This is a genomic window from Burkholderia pyrrocinia (assembly GCF_022809715.1).
GTDB classification, from domain to species: domain Bacteria; phylum Pseudomonadota; class Gammaproteobacteria; order Burkholderiales; family Burkholderiaceae; genus Burkholderia; species Burkholderia pyrrocinia_C.
The window spans coordinates 2,182,605-2,198,970 of the sequence record NZ_CP094460.1 but is presented as its reverse complement, the minus strand read 5'-3'; the positions used below and the strand labels follow the sequence as shown (position 1 = coordinate 2,198,970).

The following is a 16,366-nucleotide window of genomic DNA, read 5'->3' as shown; positions in this document are numbered from 1 at the left end:
ATGCTGTACCTATCAAAGCGGTGTGCAATGTAGCGACCAATTTTTGGCTGGAACGCAGATATACAGAGCGAGAAGCGAAACGCAATCTACGTTCGGCAACTTGCCCGACAACGCCCCGGCGTGATGAGCAACATCTTTCGCCTGCGGAGTAGTGTCTCGAACGAGGACACCGACGAGCTCTGCCCCCGTCGGAAATTCGTTCGCAAGACGCTTGAAAGCCTCCCGCCAGACGGGCATAAGCGAGGTCTCGCGAACCCGGCTGTATGTGTACGACAAAAGGCGCCTGAGCACTCGCCAGTCGGTGGCAAGCGTATAAAGTTGGTATTCTAACCCTTTGTTCCCGTACATGACCGCCGGGGGAACTTTCAAGTCCGATGAGGTCTTCACCTCGGCAAACAGGAACCGGTAGCCACCGTCATCCGACGGTATAAAACCCACTATGTCAGCGCCCGGAAGGCTCGCGCGAACTGACCGCATGTCTCGCCTACGGTTTGTCGGCCAGATGGCTTGCAACCGTGACTGCAAGGCGAGTTCCGCCATTGCTTCGCCGATGTCATTCTCCGAGAGTTGCTCATCTGGAGCCATGAGCGCCGCGTGTAGCGCTGTATCGTCGAACCCCTCGACTCGCATGAAATCGTTCAGGGCGGCAACTTCCTCCGCGTCATACGCGCGGTTGCGAACTGGGCCCTTCAACCAATCGATGCAATCGGCTTCGTCAGCGACACAAAGCCCCAGGTACGCAACACCCGCCTCGGCGGACTTATAGTTCTGCTTCGTGGAAGAAGGCAGCATACAATTCGATTTTTTGCCAAGAACACACGTCTTGGTCGTTTTCTTCAAACCGTCTGGTCTACGACGGCCCCTCGGCGCTACTCTTATCGTCTCTCACACACTGCACCAACACTCATCATCCGCCTGGAGAGCTCCAACTTCCCCATATCATCTACTGCTTTAGCTAATTTAATCAAGCTTGTGTGTGGAGAAGGGAGGTGAGGCCCTAGCAGGCGGGTCGGATACCGATGATAGTGGATAAGATGGGAGCCTTTATGTCACTGCGGCATGGCTGATTTAGTAGGGATGGCCATCAGCACACCACATTGGCCGACAATTGGAACGAGTGGCGCCGAGACCGTGCTGCCATCCAGGCGAGATTCACGTCCGATTGTCGCAAACAGTCTCTAAATTCTGCAGCTGTCAAAGATGACAGCCACCTCCCACTTGAGGTATCAGCGATATTCCCGTTGGGCCAGAATCGCTGTTGCTGTCGGTAAGCCACCCGGAAGACTATCTATACGACCAAAGCGATCGAGTCCAGTACTCGTACCTGCGACTTGATCTAGCTCTGAGTGATAGTTCAGATCCCGATTCGTTCATGTTAATCGTCGACGTCGGAAAAGATAGACCGCCCTGCCGTAACGTCTCTTACTTTCGCAGGTGCAACTTTCTCCCAAAAGCTAGCTGAACTGTCCTCTGACTCCGTTGACTTGACCGATCTCTTAGCGTCTGCCAACTCATCTTGTAACTCTTGGATTCTGCTCTGCAAGTCGTCAGGAATCAGATCTTCGATGTCGCGAAGGAAACTAGAGACTGGGTCAAAATGATCGTCGAGATCGCTGTCTGGATCTGCGCTATCAGCAAGGCTCGATATACGGTCGCCAATATCCTCGTCCAGCATCCCGAATAGTTTCCCCGCAAGACGCATCAGTTCTAGAGGAGGAATAAGCCCGAGCAAGTCGTCGTCCTGGAGGAAAGACAGGTCGAGATTGCGAAGTGCCGCTTCTTGGAGCTCGTCGCTCGTTGCCAAACGCATACTGTCCTCCAGAACTCCAAGTCGATGAGCAAGCCCATGGAGTCGAATACGATTGTTCCATCCAACCTTATGCCAAGAACGTGCATCGCCGTGCCTTCTTAGAATGGAGGGGTCGAGTTCGAGGACCTTGTTGGCCACAGACTCCGGACATCGCCCGACCAAAAACAGAAATAATTTCTCATTAAGTCCCGCTGTATCCGGCGCATCGACCAAGCGTCCGATCAGATTGTCGAAGCTCGTAGCAGGCACTACTACGGCGTCGCGCACCGTTGGTGCTCCGTCGCAGACGGCTTCGCTGAGCAGGTTTTCGAGGCGTGTGCCGCGAACGTATAGGCCGACCAAATCTGACCTAACACTCAGGATGCTGCTTATCGCGTCTGCGAACGTAGGATGGACGAATCCCCAACACATTTGCCCGTTTTCCAAGCGTTTTAGCAAGAAAACGCCTTGAAGCTGACCAAGCGCTTCGATGACGGATGCAACCGACACTCCATATTTGTCTGCGGCGACCTTACATTCCGATTCGCCAGCCGAGTGATCGGGGAGCATTGAGCGAGCAAGAAAAACGGACGTCATCGCCGCTTGCTGTGCTGCCGTGAGTTCAAGAATCGTTTCTTTCAGAAACTCCTGAGGCTCATGCACAAATCGAAATAGATCATCGGGCAGCGACTTCACGCCGGTCGTGTAGCTCGAATCACCTAATCTTCGCGCGATTTCCGGAAGCAAGTAAGGCTGCTCGGCCAAGCTTTGCAGGTGAGGCTTCACCGCCCGCTTCCAAGTCTGTCTCTGAATTCCAGCCTTTATGTGGTTGTACAAGATCTGCTGCCGCTCCTCTGGACTGAGCAAACCTACGTCAACGATCACCCGACCGTCCGCAAGAAGTGGGTGATTTCTGGTGCCGAGCTTATGCTTTGCCGCATTCCAAATGTGTGTACGGGACGTGAGGATAAAGTGATTGCCCAATTCAATCGCTGCCTTCATTTTCGGCATAAATTCGATCCAAGCGTCGACATAGTCATCTCTCAGCTGATTCGGACCGAAGGCATCGTCTATCCAGAACAAGCGATTTCGCTCATGCGGATTCCAACGGGATCGTAGCTCAAGAGGGCCTTCACACTTGAAAGTTTGATGATGTTCGCTGTCTATCGCGGTGGTTGCCAGAATTGCCGCCAGCATTGACTTGCCCGCGGCGGGAGAACCCAATAGCAAAACGAACTTGTGTTCGCCGAGCGCTCGGACGGCAGTCCTGTGCGCCCCGGTGGGCACATAAACTTTCAAGCTCCGCAACAGGTGTCCGAGAAGGACTTCGGTTTGCGCTGCACATCTTTCATCGACGATAGTCGATAGATCACCCAAGCCGTAGACGCGTGGCACTAACGCCCGTAGTCGCGAGCTGCTTTTAATTTGAAGTGTGAGCCACTCGCGCCCGAGAACGTGAGGCTCAAGAACCCCAGCTGCAGTGAGCGCGCCTCGAATCTCCGACGCCACGGGAGCATCTATGCCAAGATTGGTAATGAAGTAGTAGACAGATGCTTTGCCGGCGGAAACAAGGTTCCTGACAGTATCCAATTCGTCGGATATATCGGATGGTCTCAGCCTGCCGTCCGCCCGACTGCTGAATTTGCATTGGACAGTTGCCTCAGTGGATTGGTCACGCCCGTCCCGTCCCGGAAGCATGAAGACAGCATCCTGCCCACCATCCTGCGCTTCGCGATAAACTGAAACGGTGCGGTCGAACGCTACTTCACATACTTGGGCGCAAAGATCTTGAAAGGCCTTCCAGCCCAACGTATTTAGCGCAAGAAATACATTCGGTGCCTGAGGAGTTGATTTAAAGTCTTCCATACACATTTGTCCCCTTCAACCTCACCCGACCAACACATCACTCGCTAGCTCGCCTGCAAACCTGATTTGGGAAGTTCAGTGATCAGGGAGGCGGCAGCGGTTCGACCGCTTGACCAAAGTAGACCATGCAGACAGCCTCCTGAAACGCAGCTGGTAGCTGGCCTTGGGCGTGGAGATCTTCCACGGTGCTGACGGCTAGAAAAGGCTTGTTTTTGCGAGGTGCTTGATATCCCAAGAGGCCCTCCAGATCTGGCGCAACCAAATGCCGTTGATTTGCACCAGCGACTAACAGAGCGAGAATATTCTGGTTGTTTGCCTGCTCGGCCGGATTGCCAGGATCTTCGTCGTGCAGTACGCGATAGGGGATGTTGAATGCGTTCAGCACGCGCTGAAACGCTGGGATGTTCGATTTGCCGTTGCAGTCCACAAGCGACACCTCGCGCCGAAGCCGTAGATGTCGTTCGAACAGTCCCATTAGCTCTGCGCCTCGCTCGAAAGCTGCAATAGCGCTAAATTCCTCCATAAGCACGACCCGTTTGGCGAAGAAAAGCTCGTTCACGGTAGGATCGAAGCGTGCAACAGTATTCAGTCGCTGCCTGTCGGCTTGGAGAGGTTGCCCCGGAAAGAGATCTTGGGTCACCTGATGCGCAGCCGCGTCACCTTGTGGCGTCTTGAACATCCTAATGATGGCTCGATACTTGGTGGCGATATCAAGGAACACTGGTGAATGAGTGCAGCATGCCACTTGGGTAGAAGCTTGCTCAGCCAAACGATACAGCACGTCACGCATCAACCGCTCCATTTGCGGATGAAGATATAGCTCCGGCTCTTCGATCAGCAAGATGTTGGCTCTTACCGATGCGAGGGCCGCACCAGGTACAACCTGCGCCTGCGCATCGGCCAGTGATTGCAGCAAGGTGATGACCAATGTCCGCTGAAGGCCGTGTCCTTGGTGTCCGACGTCAGTATCGATGCCTGCTTCCACGTCGCGGATGACCAGAGACGTTGATGGCAGCACCATCGACCGAATCTCCGGCGCTTCCGTACGAATCAGCGCCTGGCCTCCTACTACTTCGTTGAGGCTCCGGTTGATCCGGTCCTGTAGGTCCCGAACCTCCTGGGCTTGTCGTTGAGGATTGACCTCGTCAGGGCGGAATAAGGCCAACACCTCCTCCAACGCCTCTTGCAACCGAACCATTTCCGGGCGCTGTGCCAAGCTTCGCTCGACAATGAGATTCACCAACTTGCCGTAGGTCGATGCATCCTTCGCGTTGGTCTCGTCGCTAGCTTCTTGCACCGCCCGTACCAGTATGGGGCGTGGCAGGATGGAGTTGGCGTTGCTTTTCCAATTTCCGCCGCCACCTGGGTTAGGCACCCAATCGGGCGCGCCGAAAGCCACGAGGTCAGGCCGTTGCCGTCGCACCGCCTCGCGCAGGGTCTCTCTCGCAGCGTTCGTAGGGCGAACTCCGCGATTTGGCAGCGCCGCAATGAGCAGCTGATATTCCTCTGGGAATGCATTCCAAGTCGCGTCAGCCTCTGGCCAGCCTTCAAATCGCTCCGCGCCGGAGAAGGAATACAGCGCCTCTTTCCACCCACCCGATTCGCCGTCCTCGCCGGCCTCGAACCAGTAGCGCTTCTTCAAGACCCAGCGGTCGCCGTTCATGCGACCACGAACTGCTACCTGAGTTGTCTCTTCGTCGCTGAGACCGTCGAAATGTCCAATGAGCTCAATCGCGTTCGCCACATCGGTCAGATGTCGCCGGAACAACGAAGGGTCTTTAATTGCGCTGCCGCTCAGGAAAGCAGCAATGGCCGACAGGATGGTTGACTTGCCGGCGTTGTTTTCACCGATTAGCACCAGCAAGTCCCCCCACTCCAAGCTGGCATACTCGACGCACTTAAAATTTCTGACCTCGAAGCGACACAGGCGCATGCGATTTCTCCCCGATATCAAACTGTCTTGAACACTGGCTCCTCAGTACATCAGCTTCATTTGTCTCGTTCGATGACGTCGTAGTACGACTAGTCATCGCCAATCTTACGTCAACAACCAGATAGCCGCGACTGACTACTTGCCGAACCTTGCGGTCGACCGATATGGTCGGCCATATATCACAATAGGATCAGCCTTAGTTTCGATACAGCAACGTGGCGTCATCAATAGCCAACGGCATCAGGAACTGCTTGGTCGGCTATTTCGAAACTTATTATGGGGTGGATCTCCCGAATGCTCGTCCTCCTTGCAACGTCCTGGCCCTGCGCAACCGGAACGAAGTGAAGCCGTTGTTCCTGCCATCAGATCACGAGTGCAGCTTCACTTGCTTGGCACGAAACAGTGGCTGCATCGACTGGAAATTATCGACATGCGCACCCAATGCCGTGACGCTCCTTGCGGAGTCAGATAAAACCCAACGCATACCGTATCTGACGCAATGGAACGCGTCGCCGGTCGACCCTGCCACTGCCCGGCCTCATTTCAACGGCGTGTTGGCAGTCTATTCGCTCCTCTACCGCGGCTAGACCTTCGGATAATCCGGATTCTGTAGCCGCCGACATACGCCAGCACTGGTACAGACAGCGTGCACTCTCAATCTCCTCGGGGACGCTCGCCACAGGAGAAATGTGCGAGAAAGCCGAACCACATCGACACCGCACCATGCTCGGCCGCGTCACCATGATCGGCTTCTCGCACTGTGGACAAACGTCAAGCAGTTGAACAGCATGCACGGGACATGCCGTCATCCAGGTAAGACGATGGGCGGCAAGCATTATTCCGCCGTCGAGCAGGCACATCGGACAGATTCGCTCGCGCGCTCGAACAAGCAAGTGCCGGGCCTCAATCACGTGACGCCCCACCGCGTAACTGAAGGCGGCCCCTCGTGCTCGCCCACCGACTTCGACCGGGCACATCGATCTCATGGTCGATTGCCCGATCCGGCAAACACGCGACAGCTCTGCAATCTCGGCGGAAACCAACGGACCGAACGCAACGCAACCGGCGTCGCGCAGCAACGCCCCAACACTTCTCAGACCGTTGGCGTCCACCAGACGCATGAGCACCGACGACAACGACTCGTCGGGATAGGGTTCGACGCGAAGCGCAAGCGGCAGCCGTAACATCGCATTCGCTGACCTTGCGGAGCACGACATCCAACTTCGATTTTCCATATCGAACTCCAGATCGATGCGGTGCTCGTTCCTAGCGGTAGGCGCCTGTCTGCATACTCAGCAGCGTCCGGGCCACCAGTTCCTCTCCGTCGGCGGTATCGAGATACGTAATTGGCTTCTTCCACCCGAGTGACGGCACCTCTTCGTGTAGCCACGCACACAACCACTTTTTCGCATCAAATCCCTCCGGCTCGCCTGACTCGTCGACCATTTTCTGCACAAGATTAACAAGCTTGTTTCAGACAGCTTCAGGCACGCGCTCGACCATACATTCGGATCGCCATGTGCCGCAACGACACGTTTTCATGATGTCCACCTCGCCCAGATTCGAAGTCCTATGTCGGAACCAGTGGCGATCCGATTCGAATCGGATCGCCACTGGTCATCGACAACACCGCGTCACACGGCCTACACCACCGGACTGCCAATTGCGTCGACCAATGCACGATGAAGGAACGCAAACGGTGGCTCCGGCAACTCCGTGAACAAACGCAAGGAAATGTGCTCAACGCTCCGGACCGAACTCAGGATCGAACCCGACCGAGGTCGGTATTGCCGTTTTGCGTTGACCAGTTCCGCGAATCCCCGAGGCCAGTCCGACATGATCTGTCCGATTTTCTGCATGCGCGGCACAAGCTCATGAATAGCCTTCGAGCGCAGCCCCTTGTCTGTCGACCCGATCGTTGCACCACTGACGCGATAGAGAAACGAAAGCGCGCGCAGCAACTCCCCAAGGTCAAGCGCCGCGAAATCGGAAGGGACGCCTGGCGGACAGTCCCGCACGTCATGCTCAAAGCTCATGCGCCAGCGTCGATCGATGAGCCGAGTGATCATCAATTCGTCCGGCGTCGCGGGTTGACACGCGGCCGACCCGAGATCCGTCCCGCACTGACAACGCGCAAGACCCGGTCGCATGGACGACACATCACGTCGACAGCTCGGACAGCGATCGTGGAGTTGGACGCCGTGGACAGCGCAGCACGTCGCGAATACGTAAGCATTCACGCCCAGCACATGTCGGTGCTCGGCGATACACATCGGGCATACGCGCTCGTTGGCGCCGACCAGGATTGCATCGGGCTCAACCCAGTGACCGTACAAGCTGATCTTCGGGTGCTTCACCCCGTTACAGTCCATCGCGCCTATGTTCATCGGTGTCATCGCACGGAGCAGTTTCGGGGAAAGCCGGCAAACACGGGCAAGCGCATCAACCTCCGACGCAAAGCGCGGCCGAGCAGCAGCCACGCCGGCGCGGCGCAGGACCATCCCTGGTCCACTCAACCCGTTGACCTCGGCAACGCGATGCAGCAACGACGAAAGCGACTCTCCGCGATGCGGAGCAACGCCAAGAAGAAGAGGGGTCGTCATTGCACGTCCTCCGCAAACGGTTCACCCGGTTGGTCAAGCGGAACGCCATTAAACTTCGAATCGAAGGGATCGCGAGAAGGCGGTGCATCCTTCCAGATATGAACGCGAAACGCCGCGGCAAAATCGTTCAGCGTGACACTTTTCCCACCGCGTCGCTCGGCAACCTGGTAAGCACCGTTCAACAGCTTGCACATGTAGTCCACCAGTCCTGCAGTTGCGTAGTACAACTTCATTACGACACGCTTGTCGGCAATATCCGTCATCGGCAATGGCATATCTTTGGCGAGCGCCTGCATCACGCCAATGAACGTTTTGGCGCCTTCGTCGGTATTCACATTGAACGGACGCATCTCCGTCACGCGAGAAAACCGGCGCCGCAATTGCCCATTGACTCGCAGCACACCCAGCAGCGACGGCAGCCCCGCGAGCACAACAGCAGCTGGGAGCCGGTCCAACAGCACCTTCAACCAGTTCGCAACCTGTCTCAGCGAACGGCGGTCGCCCTCGACGAAGTGCTGAAACTCGTCGAGCATGATGATCTCCACGCCACAGCCGTGTACCAGTTTGACAATCTGCTCCGTCAGGCGCGCACTCGATTGACCCGCTTGCGCAATTTCACCCAAGGCAATCAACATAGCTTCAGCCAAAGATCTGACAGTCGGTACGGCAGGCACGATGACATAGAGAACCGGCACGTGCCGGCGCAACACCTCCTCTCGCACCGGGAATTGGGCACGATAGCATTCGAGCACGGTCGATTTCCCGGCCCCGGACTCCCCGATCGTCGCCAGACACCCTGCTTCACCGGATTCCCGCAGCCATTGATGGATCTCCTCGATGCTCTTGAGCGCAGCAACGAAGTCGGGATGTTCGACAATGCTTTTACGGACATTAAATCGCTTCATGATCAGCTCCTTACCGTTCAGTGCGCTTCGTAACATAAAATTCAGGAACACTATCGAATCTGACGACCATGGGATCCACTTGATCGGACTGGGCGGAATCGTCCACGGCATTCCCGCCAGCGGCTCCCAACAAAAGATCCTTGCTCGACTTCCCCTTAATCTGAGCAACCCATTTGCGCTTCTTGAGTTTCTGATCAAGCTCCGCCTTGGCAATGTCGTCTGCGAGACGGATACGCGCTTTTCGAAGCGAGACAGGGTTGATATCGATGCTGCTGTCTCGCATGGCGCCGGTGACTTCGTTGTGCATCCATCTGGTCAAATCCTTCGTGTAATCTGGATCGGTGCAATCAACGCGAAGGTATTCCTTCTGCCTTGGGTCGTAGACGTAGACAAAGCTGGTCTGCTCGTTGAAATACCGCACCTTGACTTTTTCGTCGTCCGATATGCTGTGGCGAAGCAGTTGCAACGCACTGGAGTTGTACGACAGGTGATCAAACGTCACGCCACTGTTCGTGATCGGACGCATGATGGTGTCCGAGAACGCAACGGAAAGCTGATCGGGATCGGCCGGCATGTAGATAGGGGCCAGCCGTGCGCTTTCCTGCCATGCCTGAAACGGTGTCCTGCCCTTCAAGCCACGATGTGGCGCGTGCTGGTAACACTCCACAATCCAGCGCACGACAAACACCGTTAGCTGTTCGAGGGTCACACACGCAAGCTTCTCGGACGGGTACTCTCCTCGATCCTTGGTATTCGACCAAGTCGTTCCCGGAATCAAATGGAAGAGTTGTTCTGCTATCGTGCGCATGAACCGCTCCACACGGCCTTTGAACCATGGTGCACGGCTCGGGCAGTACGCGAGTGAAATCCCCAACTCGTCGCAGCCAGCTCGTGTGGCGCCGCCGTGGAATTCCCACGCGTTGTCACCGAAGATCATCTCGGCTACACCTCGCGCCAACCATTCAAGATGCCCCAGGCCTAATCGGTTCAGTAGATCGCGCTTGCTGAGCATGGCCATTTGCATTGCCCATCCGACCTCCTCCTGGCCAGGTGAGCGCGCCCCGATATGAAACCCCATCACCATGCGAGTGTGCGCGTCAATGATGAGCGTCAGTACGGGACGGACGATGACCATACGGGTGCGCTCACAGACGCACAGCAAGTTCACCGGCGTGTGGTCAATCTCCCACCGCTCGTTGAGTCGTTTTGTCTTGAGCCGACGGAACACCGGTCGATACTGCTTCAGTGCTTCGGTGCGGCCCTCCCGGGCCACGGTGACGAGATAGCTGTTCAGTTTTCCGACATGACGATAAAGCGTCGCTCTACTAATCGTTGGTAACGGATTTTCCAGGTCACGTTCGTTATGAGCGTCAATGGCATCCTCTACTTGATCGTACAATCTCGCCACGTTGAGTTTCTGGCCATTGAGATAGTGCGTTTCGATGACATCTTCCACCAGCGTGAGCAGTTGACCATCGAGGATTTCGCGTCGTCCCTTGTTTTCATGGCGCGGCACCACGTCCATGACATCACGTGACGGCTGGTAGCGTTTTCTCCACCGACAGAAGGATCGATAGGTTGGCGGTATCGATGCGCCAACCTCACACGCCACCCGTTTGATGACGGTCTCGACTTCGTGGACGCGCGAGCACTTCGCCTCCTCGACGGCTCTTAGGTAGACGAGTCGCGCACGCATCACGACAAGATCTTCTTCTTTGAAGGTGGTGACATCACGTCGAGCAACAACAATCGGTGACGCAGCCGTCTCACGTAGCGATTCGATACTGACGGACCATGTCCCATTACCGTGGCGTGCCCATATTTCAGTTTCGTGCAGGCGTATTGGCGAGCTGTAGTCGGAGCTGAGCTCGATTCGACCATCGGGCAGCGCAGTCTGAACGCGCCAGACATACTCGCCCTCACGGAACTCGACGCCACGCTTAAGCAAAAATTTTTGCATGACGCACCTCCGAAGGAGCGACGTAAATGGCTGCGTCGGAGGTCAGCGGCACATCGAGATCGATACCCGCGGCGCCATTGGCGATCCAGGTCAACGCAACGTCGCGCGAACGGGCCAGATGCACGAGGTTTCGGAGGGTTTTCGGATACTTCTTTTCAACGAGCCACTGTGCTTCCCGGATCCGTTCGGACGAAATTCGCCCCAGCCACGGCCGCAAGAGCCGCAGAGTCTCGTGACGGGTGCCGGAGATGTAGGTACGTTCATCCCAAATGAAAAGGGCGTGTCCATGCTCCGCAAGGACGGCTCTCGCACGCGCCATGCGGGCCTGCACTGAAGGCTTCTGCAGATCCTTTGCTGGCTTGGCTTCGACGAAGACAGTCGAACTGTCGCGCCGCACAATCTCGTAATCAGGCGTGTACCGAAAAAGCTGGCCGGCGTCACGAAGAACAAATGTTCTATCTTGAGCGCTACGAAAGCGCAGTACCTCAGGGCTGAACTCGAGCAAGAGGGTCGTCGCCTCTTCCGCCAGGGAATACCAAGGCATCGAGCAAGCGTTTTTGACAGAGGGCGTGAAACCTCGAAAATTTCCGCCACTGCGAGTATCGTACGAAGGCATGATGATGTCTCCTGCGCCCTTTCGGGCGCGTGGATGTGGGGGGCGCCAGTCCGAATGGACGAGCGCCGGCCGCGCGGATGTCATTTCCACGCAACGAGGAGACGAGTTGGGCCTTGACGCCGATGAGGGGGGAGCTATACTGAAGTCGCTTAGGTTTCAGTTGTGCTCCCGCTCAGTCGGGTCGAAAGAACCAATCCGTCGTAAAGGGTTGGTTTTTTCTTTTCTGTCGAATAGGCAGTACTCCTAATTCAATAGGTTGATGGGGAAAGGCATTTTCAGGATGACGTTACCGATCCAGCCTCGCCACCAGTTCATCAAGCAAGGTGACTTCGTCACCGCTTAGACGCGTCGACGCTCGCACCAGGCGATTGATCAGGCGCAAAGTATCTGAGTGCAGGTCGTCGGGTAACTGCAATTTCCTTTGCGAGTCCAGAGCGGCCTCGAGCAATGAGGCGACATCGGCGTTGCTCATGCCGAGCACCGCAGCTATCCGCTCAATTTGTTCGGTCGATGGCGGCGGCTTAACCGCGCGCTCGAGCTTCCAGACATATTGAATCGCGACCCCAAGTTGCGTGGCCACATTCGTTTGACTGAGACCAGCTCGCTTTCGGTAGTACACCAATGCATTTGAGAATGGAGTCATCGCCTTGCACCTACACATGTCCTATCTCTCAATGTATGTGGTGACCCAGCCGGCGGACAAGTAAATTTTTTCTTCTTCTAGACGACAACAAAGGCGGAAGAACCCTCGTCCGAATCAAAAAATAGAGGCATGCGTTATGGAAACGCTGAAAAGGAGAAGAAAATAATTTCCCTTTTTGTACAAGTGTCGGCCCGTATGTTTCTCGAGTAGGGTCGATTCATTCGTCAAACTTCTGAACGGCATACACAAGGAAATCGACGAAAATTAATCTATAGGTGTTCAAACGACACGCAGATTTGCGGTGACGGATGAGCGGTGCCGGCCGGCCGATAAGCATCCGTTGCGCGAAAGTTACACTCCCAGGACAAGTGTGGGCCGGGTTGCAAAGCGACACAAATAGCCATGGCTCACATCGCCGCGATTGGCATGCCAATTGGAAGTGTGTGCCGCAGAAAGGCTGCACAGAGCCTCTAGGTCTGCTTCGTCAGGTCATCAAGACGATCGACAAAGCCATCCCCGGCGATCCGATCAAGTTCTCGCTAAAGCAAGATCACGACAACCTCCGACTCGGAGCGGCCGTAGAAGCCAATCTTTGCGATGCGCTCAAGTGCCACATCGACCTGCACGGGGAGGGTTAGCCGAACGAGCCGAGTAGCTTCGGCAGATGGCTTGCGCCCTGAACTAAGCATCGACCTCCCCATTGGCTTGTGGAGACACGCCCCGGACGTGAAACGGCGATTGAGCGTCGTTAATGTGGCGACATCGATCTGACACCATCGACTAAACATTGCGTCGTAGGCCGTCACTGCCAAATATTCTCCGATCGTTTTCTGCCTATCTATACGGGTTACATGCCCAACGCATGGAAGGTAGCCAATTATTCAAAGACAACTTATTGAGACTACGGACATCTTTTTTGAGAGACAACAAACAAACACACACACCGTCGCCGGCCCTAACCCCTCCCGTACCGGCAATCGTCAATCGAACTGTATCGGTACTGTACCGCCAACCGTCGCTAAACTGACCTCCATCCCAGTCTCGAACCGAATGGAGAGTCCGCGATGGAATTCCTCACCCTGAGCGCGCTGCCAGCCGGTATGCTGTTCGCGCTCGTCACGTCGATCACGCCCGGCCCGAACAACACGATGCTGCTCGCATCCGGCGTCAATTTCGGTTTCCGCCGCACGATGCCGCACCTGTTCGGCATCAGCATCGGCGTCGCGATCCTGATGCTCTGCGTCGGCTTCGGCCTCGGCGAAGCGTTCAAGCGCATGCCGCTGCTGTACACGATCCTCGAAGCCGCAAGCGTCGCGTACCTGCTCTACCTCGCGTGGCGCATCGGCACGTCGGGCGAAGTGAAGGCGAACGGCGGCAAGCCGCGGCCGATGACGTTCATCGAAGCCGCCGCGTTCCAGTGGGTCAACCCGAAAGCCTGGATGATGGTGCTGACCGCCGCGACGACAGTCCGCCTGTCCGCCGACTACGGCATGAACGCCGCGTGGATGGCCGTCGTGTTCATCCTGATCGGCTTTCCGTGCATCTGCCTGTGGGCCGCGTTCGGCCTCGGCCTGCGCCGCTTCCTGTCGAACCAACGCGCATTGCGCATCTTCAACGTGACGATGGCCGTGCTGCTGATCCTGTCGCTGTATCCGCTCATCGCGCACCTGCTGCCGCAGTGAGCGCTCACAGCGCACCCGTTGAGATTCATGTGATGCAGGCGTACCCTTTCGGTACGGGCGCGCGCAGCCGCTTCGCGGTCGCGCCGCTGCTGCCGGGAGAAAGCCGATGAAACCCATGCTGAGGACGGGCGAGCACATCGAGGGGATGCACTGGATCGCCGAGTATCGCCCGCTCACGCACGACATCCGCGTGCTGCGCGAGAACATCGAAGTCGGCACTTACTGCGCGCCGCCCACGCTGTTTGGCGAAGAGGAAGAGATGGGCGCCGCGAACCTCGCCGATCATCGCGGCCGGGAGGCCGCGCTGCGCGCGTATCTGCGCAACTTCGTCAAGGAACACGACGCGGAGGAATAGCGGCGCGAAAGGCACCGTTCGCAAAGGGCCTGCGCATCGCACCGGCCCGCGCTTCGCTCAATGTCCGAGCGATTCGATCTTGCCTGCCGGCTGCGCGACGCCATGCGGCCGCGCCATCTGCTTGATCAGCAGCGCGATGCACGCGAGCACGCCCGCGACGGCGATCGTCGCGAACACACCCGCGAACGTGAAGTGCCGGCGCGTCAGTTCGGCGACGAGGAACGACCCGGCGATCCCGCCGAAGCGGCCGACGCCGAGCATCCACGCGACACCGGTGCCGCGCCCCTCGGTCGGATAGAACGCGGCGGCAAGCGCCGGCATCGACGATTGCGCGGTGTTCATCAGCACGCCGGCCACGAACACGACCAGCACGAGCAGCCCGACGTTGCCGGCCGCCTGCCCGATCGCATACACGCTCACCGCCGTCAGCGCATAGCACACGGCGATCACGCGGTTCGCGTTGAAGCGGTCCATCAGCACGCCGCACAGCACGGCGCCCACGCCGCCGAGCGGGAACAGCGCCGAGATCAGCGTCGCGCTCTTCGGCGTCAGGCCGGCATCCTTCAGCAGGATCGGCATCCAGTTGATCGACGCGTAGAAGATCACGAGGCCCATGAAGTACGCGATCCACAGCATCACGGAGCCGACGATGTACGAGCGCGACAGCACGACGCCGAGCCCCTTGCCGCCCGTCTGCGGCGCGGCTTCGGTCATCGTGAACGAGCCGGCATTCAGCGCGTCGCGCGAGATGCGCGCGAGCGTTGCGCGGATCTTGTCGACGGCCTGGCCGCTCGCGACCATGAAACGCACCGATTCAGGCATCTTCAGCAGCAACAGCACGCCGAGCAGCAGCGGCGTCACGCCGCCGAGCATCAGCACGCTGCGCCAGCCGAAATGCGGAATCATCCACGCGGCCAGGAAACCGCCGAACGCGGCACCGAGCGGGAAGCCGCAGAACATCAGGTTGATCACGGTCGCGCGGCGCTTGTCCGGACAGAATTCGCCCATCATCGTGACCGCGTTCGGCATCGCCGCGCCGAGCCCGAGGCCGGTGATGAAGCGCAGGATCGTCAGGTGTCCGATGGTCGTCGAGAACGCGGACACGAAGCACGCGACACCGAACAGGAATACCGAGCCGAGCAGCAGCGAGCGGCGCCCGAGCCGGTCGGACAGCGGGCCCGACACGAGCGCGCCGCACGCGAGGCCGAACAGCGCGGCGCTCAGCACGGGCGCGAGATCGGGCTTGGTCAGGTTCCATTCGCCGAGCAGCGACGGCGCGATGAAGCCGATCGCGGCCGTATCGAAGCCGTCGAGCAGCACGATCACGAAACACATGAGGAACACGAGCCATTGAAAGCCGCCGAACGGCTGCTCGTTGATGAAGGTCTGGACGTCGACCACGGTTGCGCGATTCATCGCGAGTCTCCTGAATATATGTATATGAGCAATACGGCATGGTTGCCGCGCCCTTACTTTGTTCGCCCACCGGCCATCCGGTGTGCCGCGCGCCGATACTCTGCCGGCACGTTCATCGATCCCGTCGTCGACGGCCCGCTTGCGAAAGCGGGCCACGCGATCGGGTTGCGGCCGCCCTCAGCCGACCGCTCCTGACCGGCCGTCTTACGCGGCCGCGTCCTGTTCCTTGAAGATCTTGTCCGCGAGATGGAACGCGGAATTCGCGGCCGGCACGCCGCAATAGATCGCGGTCTGCAGCAGCACTTCCTTGATCTCGTCGCGCGTCACGCCGTTGTTGCGCGCGGCGCGCAGATGCAGCGTCAGTTCCTCGCCGCGGTTCAGCGCCACCATCATCGCGATGGTCAGCAGGCTGCGCGTATGGCGCGGCAGGCCTTCGCGCGTCCAGATCTCGCCCCACGCATAGCGCGTGATCAGGTTCTGGAATTCGTCGGTCACCTCGGTGCGGTTCTCGAGCGAACGGTCGACGTGTGCATCGCCGAGCACCGCGCGGCGCACCTTCATCCCTGCTTCGTAACGTTGCTGGTCGTCCATCGTCGGT

At 57.7% G+C, this 16,366-nt stretch carries 14 protein-coding genes; 2 read left to right on the top strand and 12 right to left on the bottom strand.

Annotated features, from left to right (window positions below; translation table 11 throughout):
- Positions 1-12 precede the first annotated feature (12 nt).
- From MRS60_RS26750 to MRS60_RS26705, 10 genes are all read right to left on the bottom strand, one after another.
- Positions 13-840: a hypothetical protein gene (locus tag MRS60_RS26750; RefSeq protein ID WP_243565870.1), complete on the bottom strand. Its 828-nt coding sequence runs from the start codon at positions 838-840 to the stop codon at positions 13-15.
- Between the two features lie 535 nt (positions 841-1,375).
- Positions 1,376-3,655: a hypothetical protein gene (locus tag MRS60_RS26745; protein WP_243565869.1), complete on the bottom strand. Its 2,280-nt coding sequence runs from the start codon at positions 3,653-3,655 to the stop codon at positions 1,376-1,378.
- 82 nt (positions 3,656-3,737) lie between these two features.
- Positions 3,738-5,588, bottom strand: coding sequence for an ATP-dependent nuclease (locus MRS60_RS26740; RefSeq protein ID WP_243565868.1), 1,851 nt, complete (start codon positions 5,586-5,588; stop codon positions 3,738-3,740).
- Positions 5,589-6,052: 464 nt separating this feature from the next.
- Entirely contained in the window at positions 6,053-6,709 is a 657-nt protein-coding gene (locus MRS60_RS35215) for a hypothetical protein (protein WP_432207852.1), read from the bottom strand.
- A gap of 145 nt (positions 6,710-6,854) precedes the next feature.
- Positions 6,855-7,034 (bottom strand): antitoxin Xre/MbcA/ParS toxin-binding domain-containing protein, encoded by a 180-nt coding sequence (locus MRS60_RS26730; RefSeq protein ID WP_243565866.1) that lies wholly within the window; start codon positions 7,032-7,034, stop codon positions 6,855-6,857.
- Positions 7,035-7,231: 197 nt separating this feature from the next.
- Positions 7,232-8,191: a TniQ family protein gene (locus MRS60_RS26725; protein ID WP_243565865.1), complete on the bottom strand. Its 960-nt coding sequence runs from the start codon at positions 8,189-8,191 to the stop codon at positions 7,232-7,234.
- On the bottom strand, positions 8,188-9,096 hold the full coding sequence (locus MRS60_RS26720) for a TniB family NTP-binding protein (protein WP_243565864.1): 909 nt from the start codon (positions 9,094-9,096) through the stop codon (positions 8,188-8,190). Before MRS60_RS26720 ends, MRS60_RS26725 begins: the two co-directional genes overlap by 4 nt.
- A gap of 10 nt (positions 9,097-9,106) precedes the next feature.
- Positions 9,107-11,056 carry a Mu transposase C-terminal domain-containing protein gene (locus MRS60_RS26715; protein ID WP_243565863.1) on the bottom strand — a complete coding sequence of 650 codons (1,950 nt, stop codon included), beginning with the start codon at positions 11,054-11,056 and terminating at the stop codon, positions 9,107-9,109.
- Positions 11,037-11,672, bottom strand: coding sequence for a hypothetical protein (locus tag MRS60_RS26710; RefSeq protein ID WP_243565862.1), 636 nt, complete (start codon positions 11,670-11,672; stop codon positions 11,037-11,039). Before MRS60_RS26710 ends, MRS60_RS26715 begins: the two co-directional genes overlap by 20 nt.
- A gap of 286 nt (positions 11,673-11,958) precedes the next feature.
- Positions 11,959-12,315, bottom strand: a complete 357-nt coding sequence (locus MRS60_RS26705; protein ID WP_243565861.1) for a helix-turn-helix domain-containing protein — start codon at positions 12,313-12,315, stop codon at positions 11,959-11,961.
- 1,064 nt (positions 12,316-13,379) lie between these two features.
- Here MRS60_RS26705 and MRS60_RS26700 point away from each other — a divergent pair.
- Together MRS60_RS26700 and MRS60_RS26695 are read left to right on the top strand one after the other, a co-directional pair.
- Complete coding sequence (locus MRS60_RS26700; RefSeq protein WP_105391332.1) at positions 13,380-13,997, top strand: LysE family translocator; 618 nt, start codon at positions 13,380-13,382, stop codon at positions 13,995-13,997.
- A 106-nt stretch (positions 13,998-14,103) separates the two neighbouring features.
- Positions 14,104-14,352, top strand: coding sequence for a hypothetical protein (locus tag MRS60_RS26695; RefSeq protein WP_034181454.1), 249 nt, complete (start codon positions 14,104-14,106; stop codon positions 14,350-14,352).
- 57 nt (positions 14,353-14,409) lie between these two features.
- Here MRS60_RS26695 and MRS60_RS26690 read toward each other — a convergent pair whose 3' ends face one another.
- Together MRS60_RS26690 and pcaC are read right to left on the bottom strand one after the other, a co-directional pair.
- Positions 14,410-15,768: an MFS transporter gene (locus MRS60_RS26690; protein ID WP_243565860.1), complete on the bottom strand. Its 1,359-nt coding sequence runs from the start codon at positions 15,766-15,768 to the stop codon at positions 14,410-14,412.
- A gap of 204 nt (positions 15,769-15,972) precedes the next feature.
- Entirely contained in the window at positions 15,973-16,359 is a 387-nt protein-coding gene (gene pcaC / locus MRS60_RS26685; protein WP_243565859.1) for a 4-carboxymuconolactone decarboxylase, read from the bottom strand.
- Positions 16,360-16,366 lie beyond the last annotated feature (7 nt).

Excerpts from the sequence above, each read along its gene's own strand:
- MRS60_RS26690 (WP_243565860.1), bottom strand. The coding sequence starts at position 15,768 with ATGAATCGCGCAACCGTGGTCGACGTCCAGACCTTCATCAACGAGCAG.
- MRS60_RS35215 (WP_432207852.1), bottom strand. The coding sequence starts at position 6,709 with ATGCGTCTGGTGGACGCCAACGGTCTGAGAAGTGTTGGGGCGTTGCTG.
- MRS60_RS26720 (WP_243565864.1), bottom strand. The coding sequence starts at position 9,096 with ATGAAGCGATTTAATGTCCGTAAAAGCATTGTCGAACATCCCGACTTC.
- MRS60_RS26700 (WP_105391332.1), top strand. The coding sequence starts at position 13,380 with ATGGAATTCCTCACCCTGAGCGCGCTGCCAGCCGGTATGCTGTTCGCG.
- pcaC (WP_243565859.1), bottom strand. The coding sequence starts at position 16,359 with ATGGACGACCAGCAACGTTACGAAGCAGGGATGAAGGTGCGCCGCGCG.
- MRS60_RS26740 (WP_243565868.1), bottom strand. The coding sequence starts at position 5,588 with ATGCGCCTGTGTCGCTTCGAGGTCAGAAATTTTAAGTGCGTCGAGTAT.
- MRS60_RS26710 (WP_243565862.1), bottom strand. The coding sequence starts at position 11,672 with ATGCCTTCGTACGATACTCGCAGTGGCGGAAATTTTCGAGGTTTCACG.
- MRS60_RS26730 (WP_243565866.1), bottom strand. The coding sequence starts at position 7,034 with ATGGTCGACGAGTCAGGCGAGCCGGAGGGATTTGATGCGAAAAAGTGG.
- MRS60_RS26695 (WP_034181454.1), top strand. The coding sequence starts at position 14,104 with ATGAAACCCATGCTGAGGACGGGCGAGCACATCGAGGGGATGCACTGG.
- MRS60_RS26725 (WP_243565865.1), bottom strand. The coding sequence starts at position 8,191 with ATGACGACCCCTCTTCTTCTTGGCGTTGCTCCGCATCGCGGAGAGTCG.
- MRS60_RS26715 (WP_243565863.1), bottom strand. The coding sequence starts at position 11,056 with ATGCAAAAATTTTTGCTTAAGCGTGGCGTCGAGTTCCGTGAGGGCGAG.
- MRS60_RS26705 (WP_243565861.1), bottom strand. The coding sequence starts at position 12,315 with ATGACTCCATTCTCAAATGCATTGGTGTACTACCGAAAGCGAGCTGGT.
- MRS60_RS26745 (WP_243565869.1), bottom strand. The coding sequence starts at position 3,655 with ATGGAAGACTTTAAATCAACTCCTCAGGCACCGAATGTATTTCTTGCG.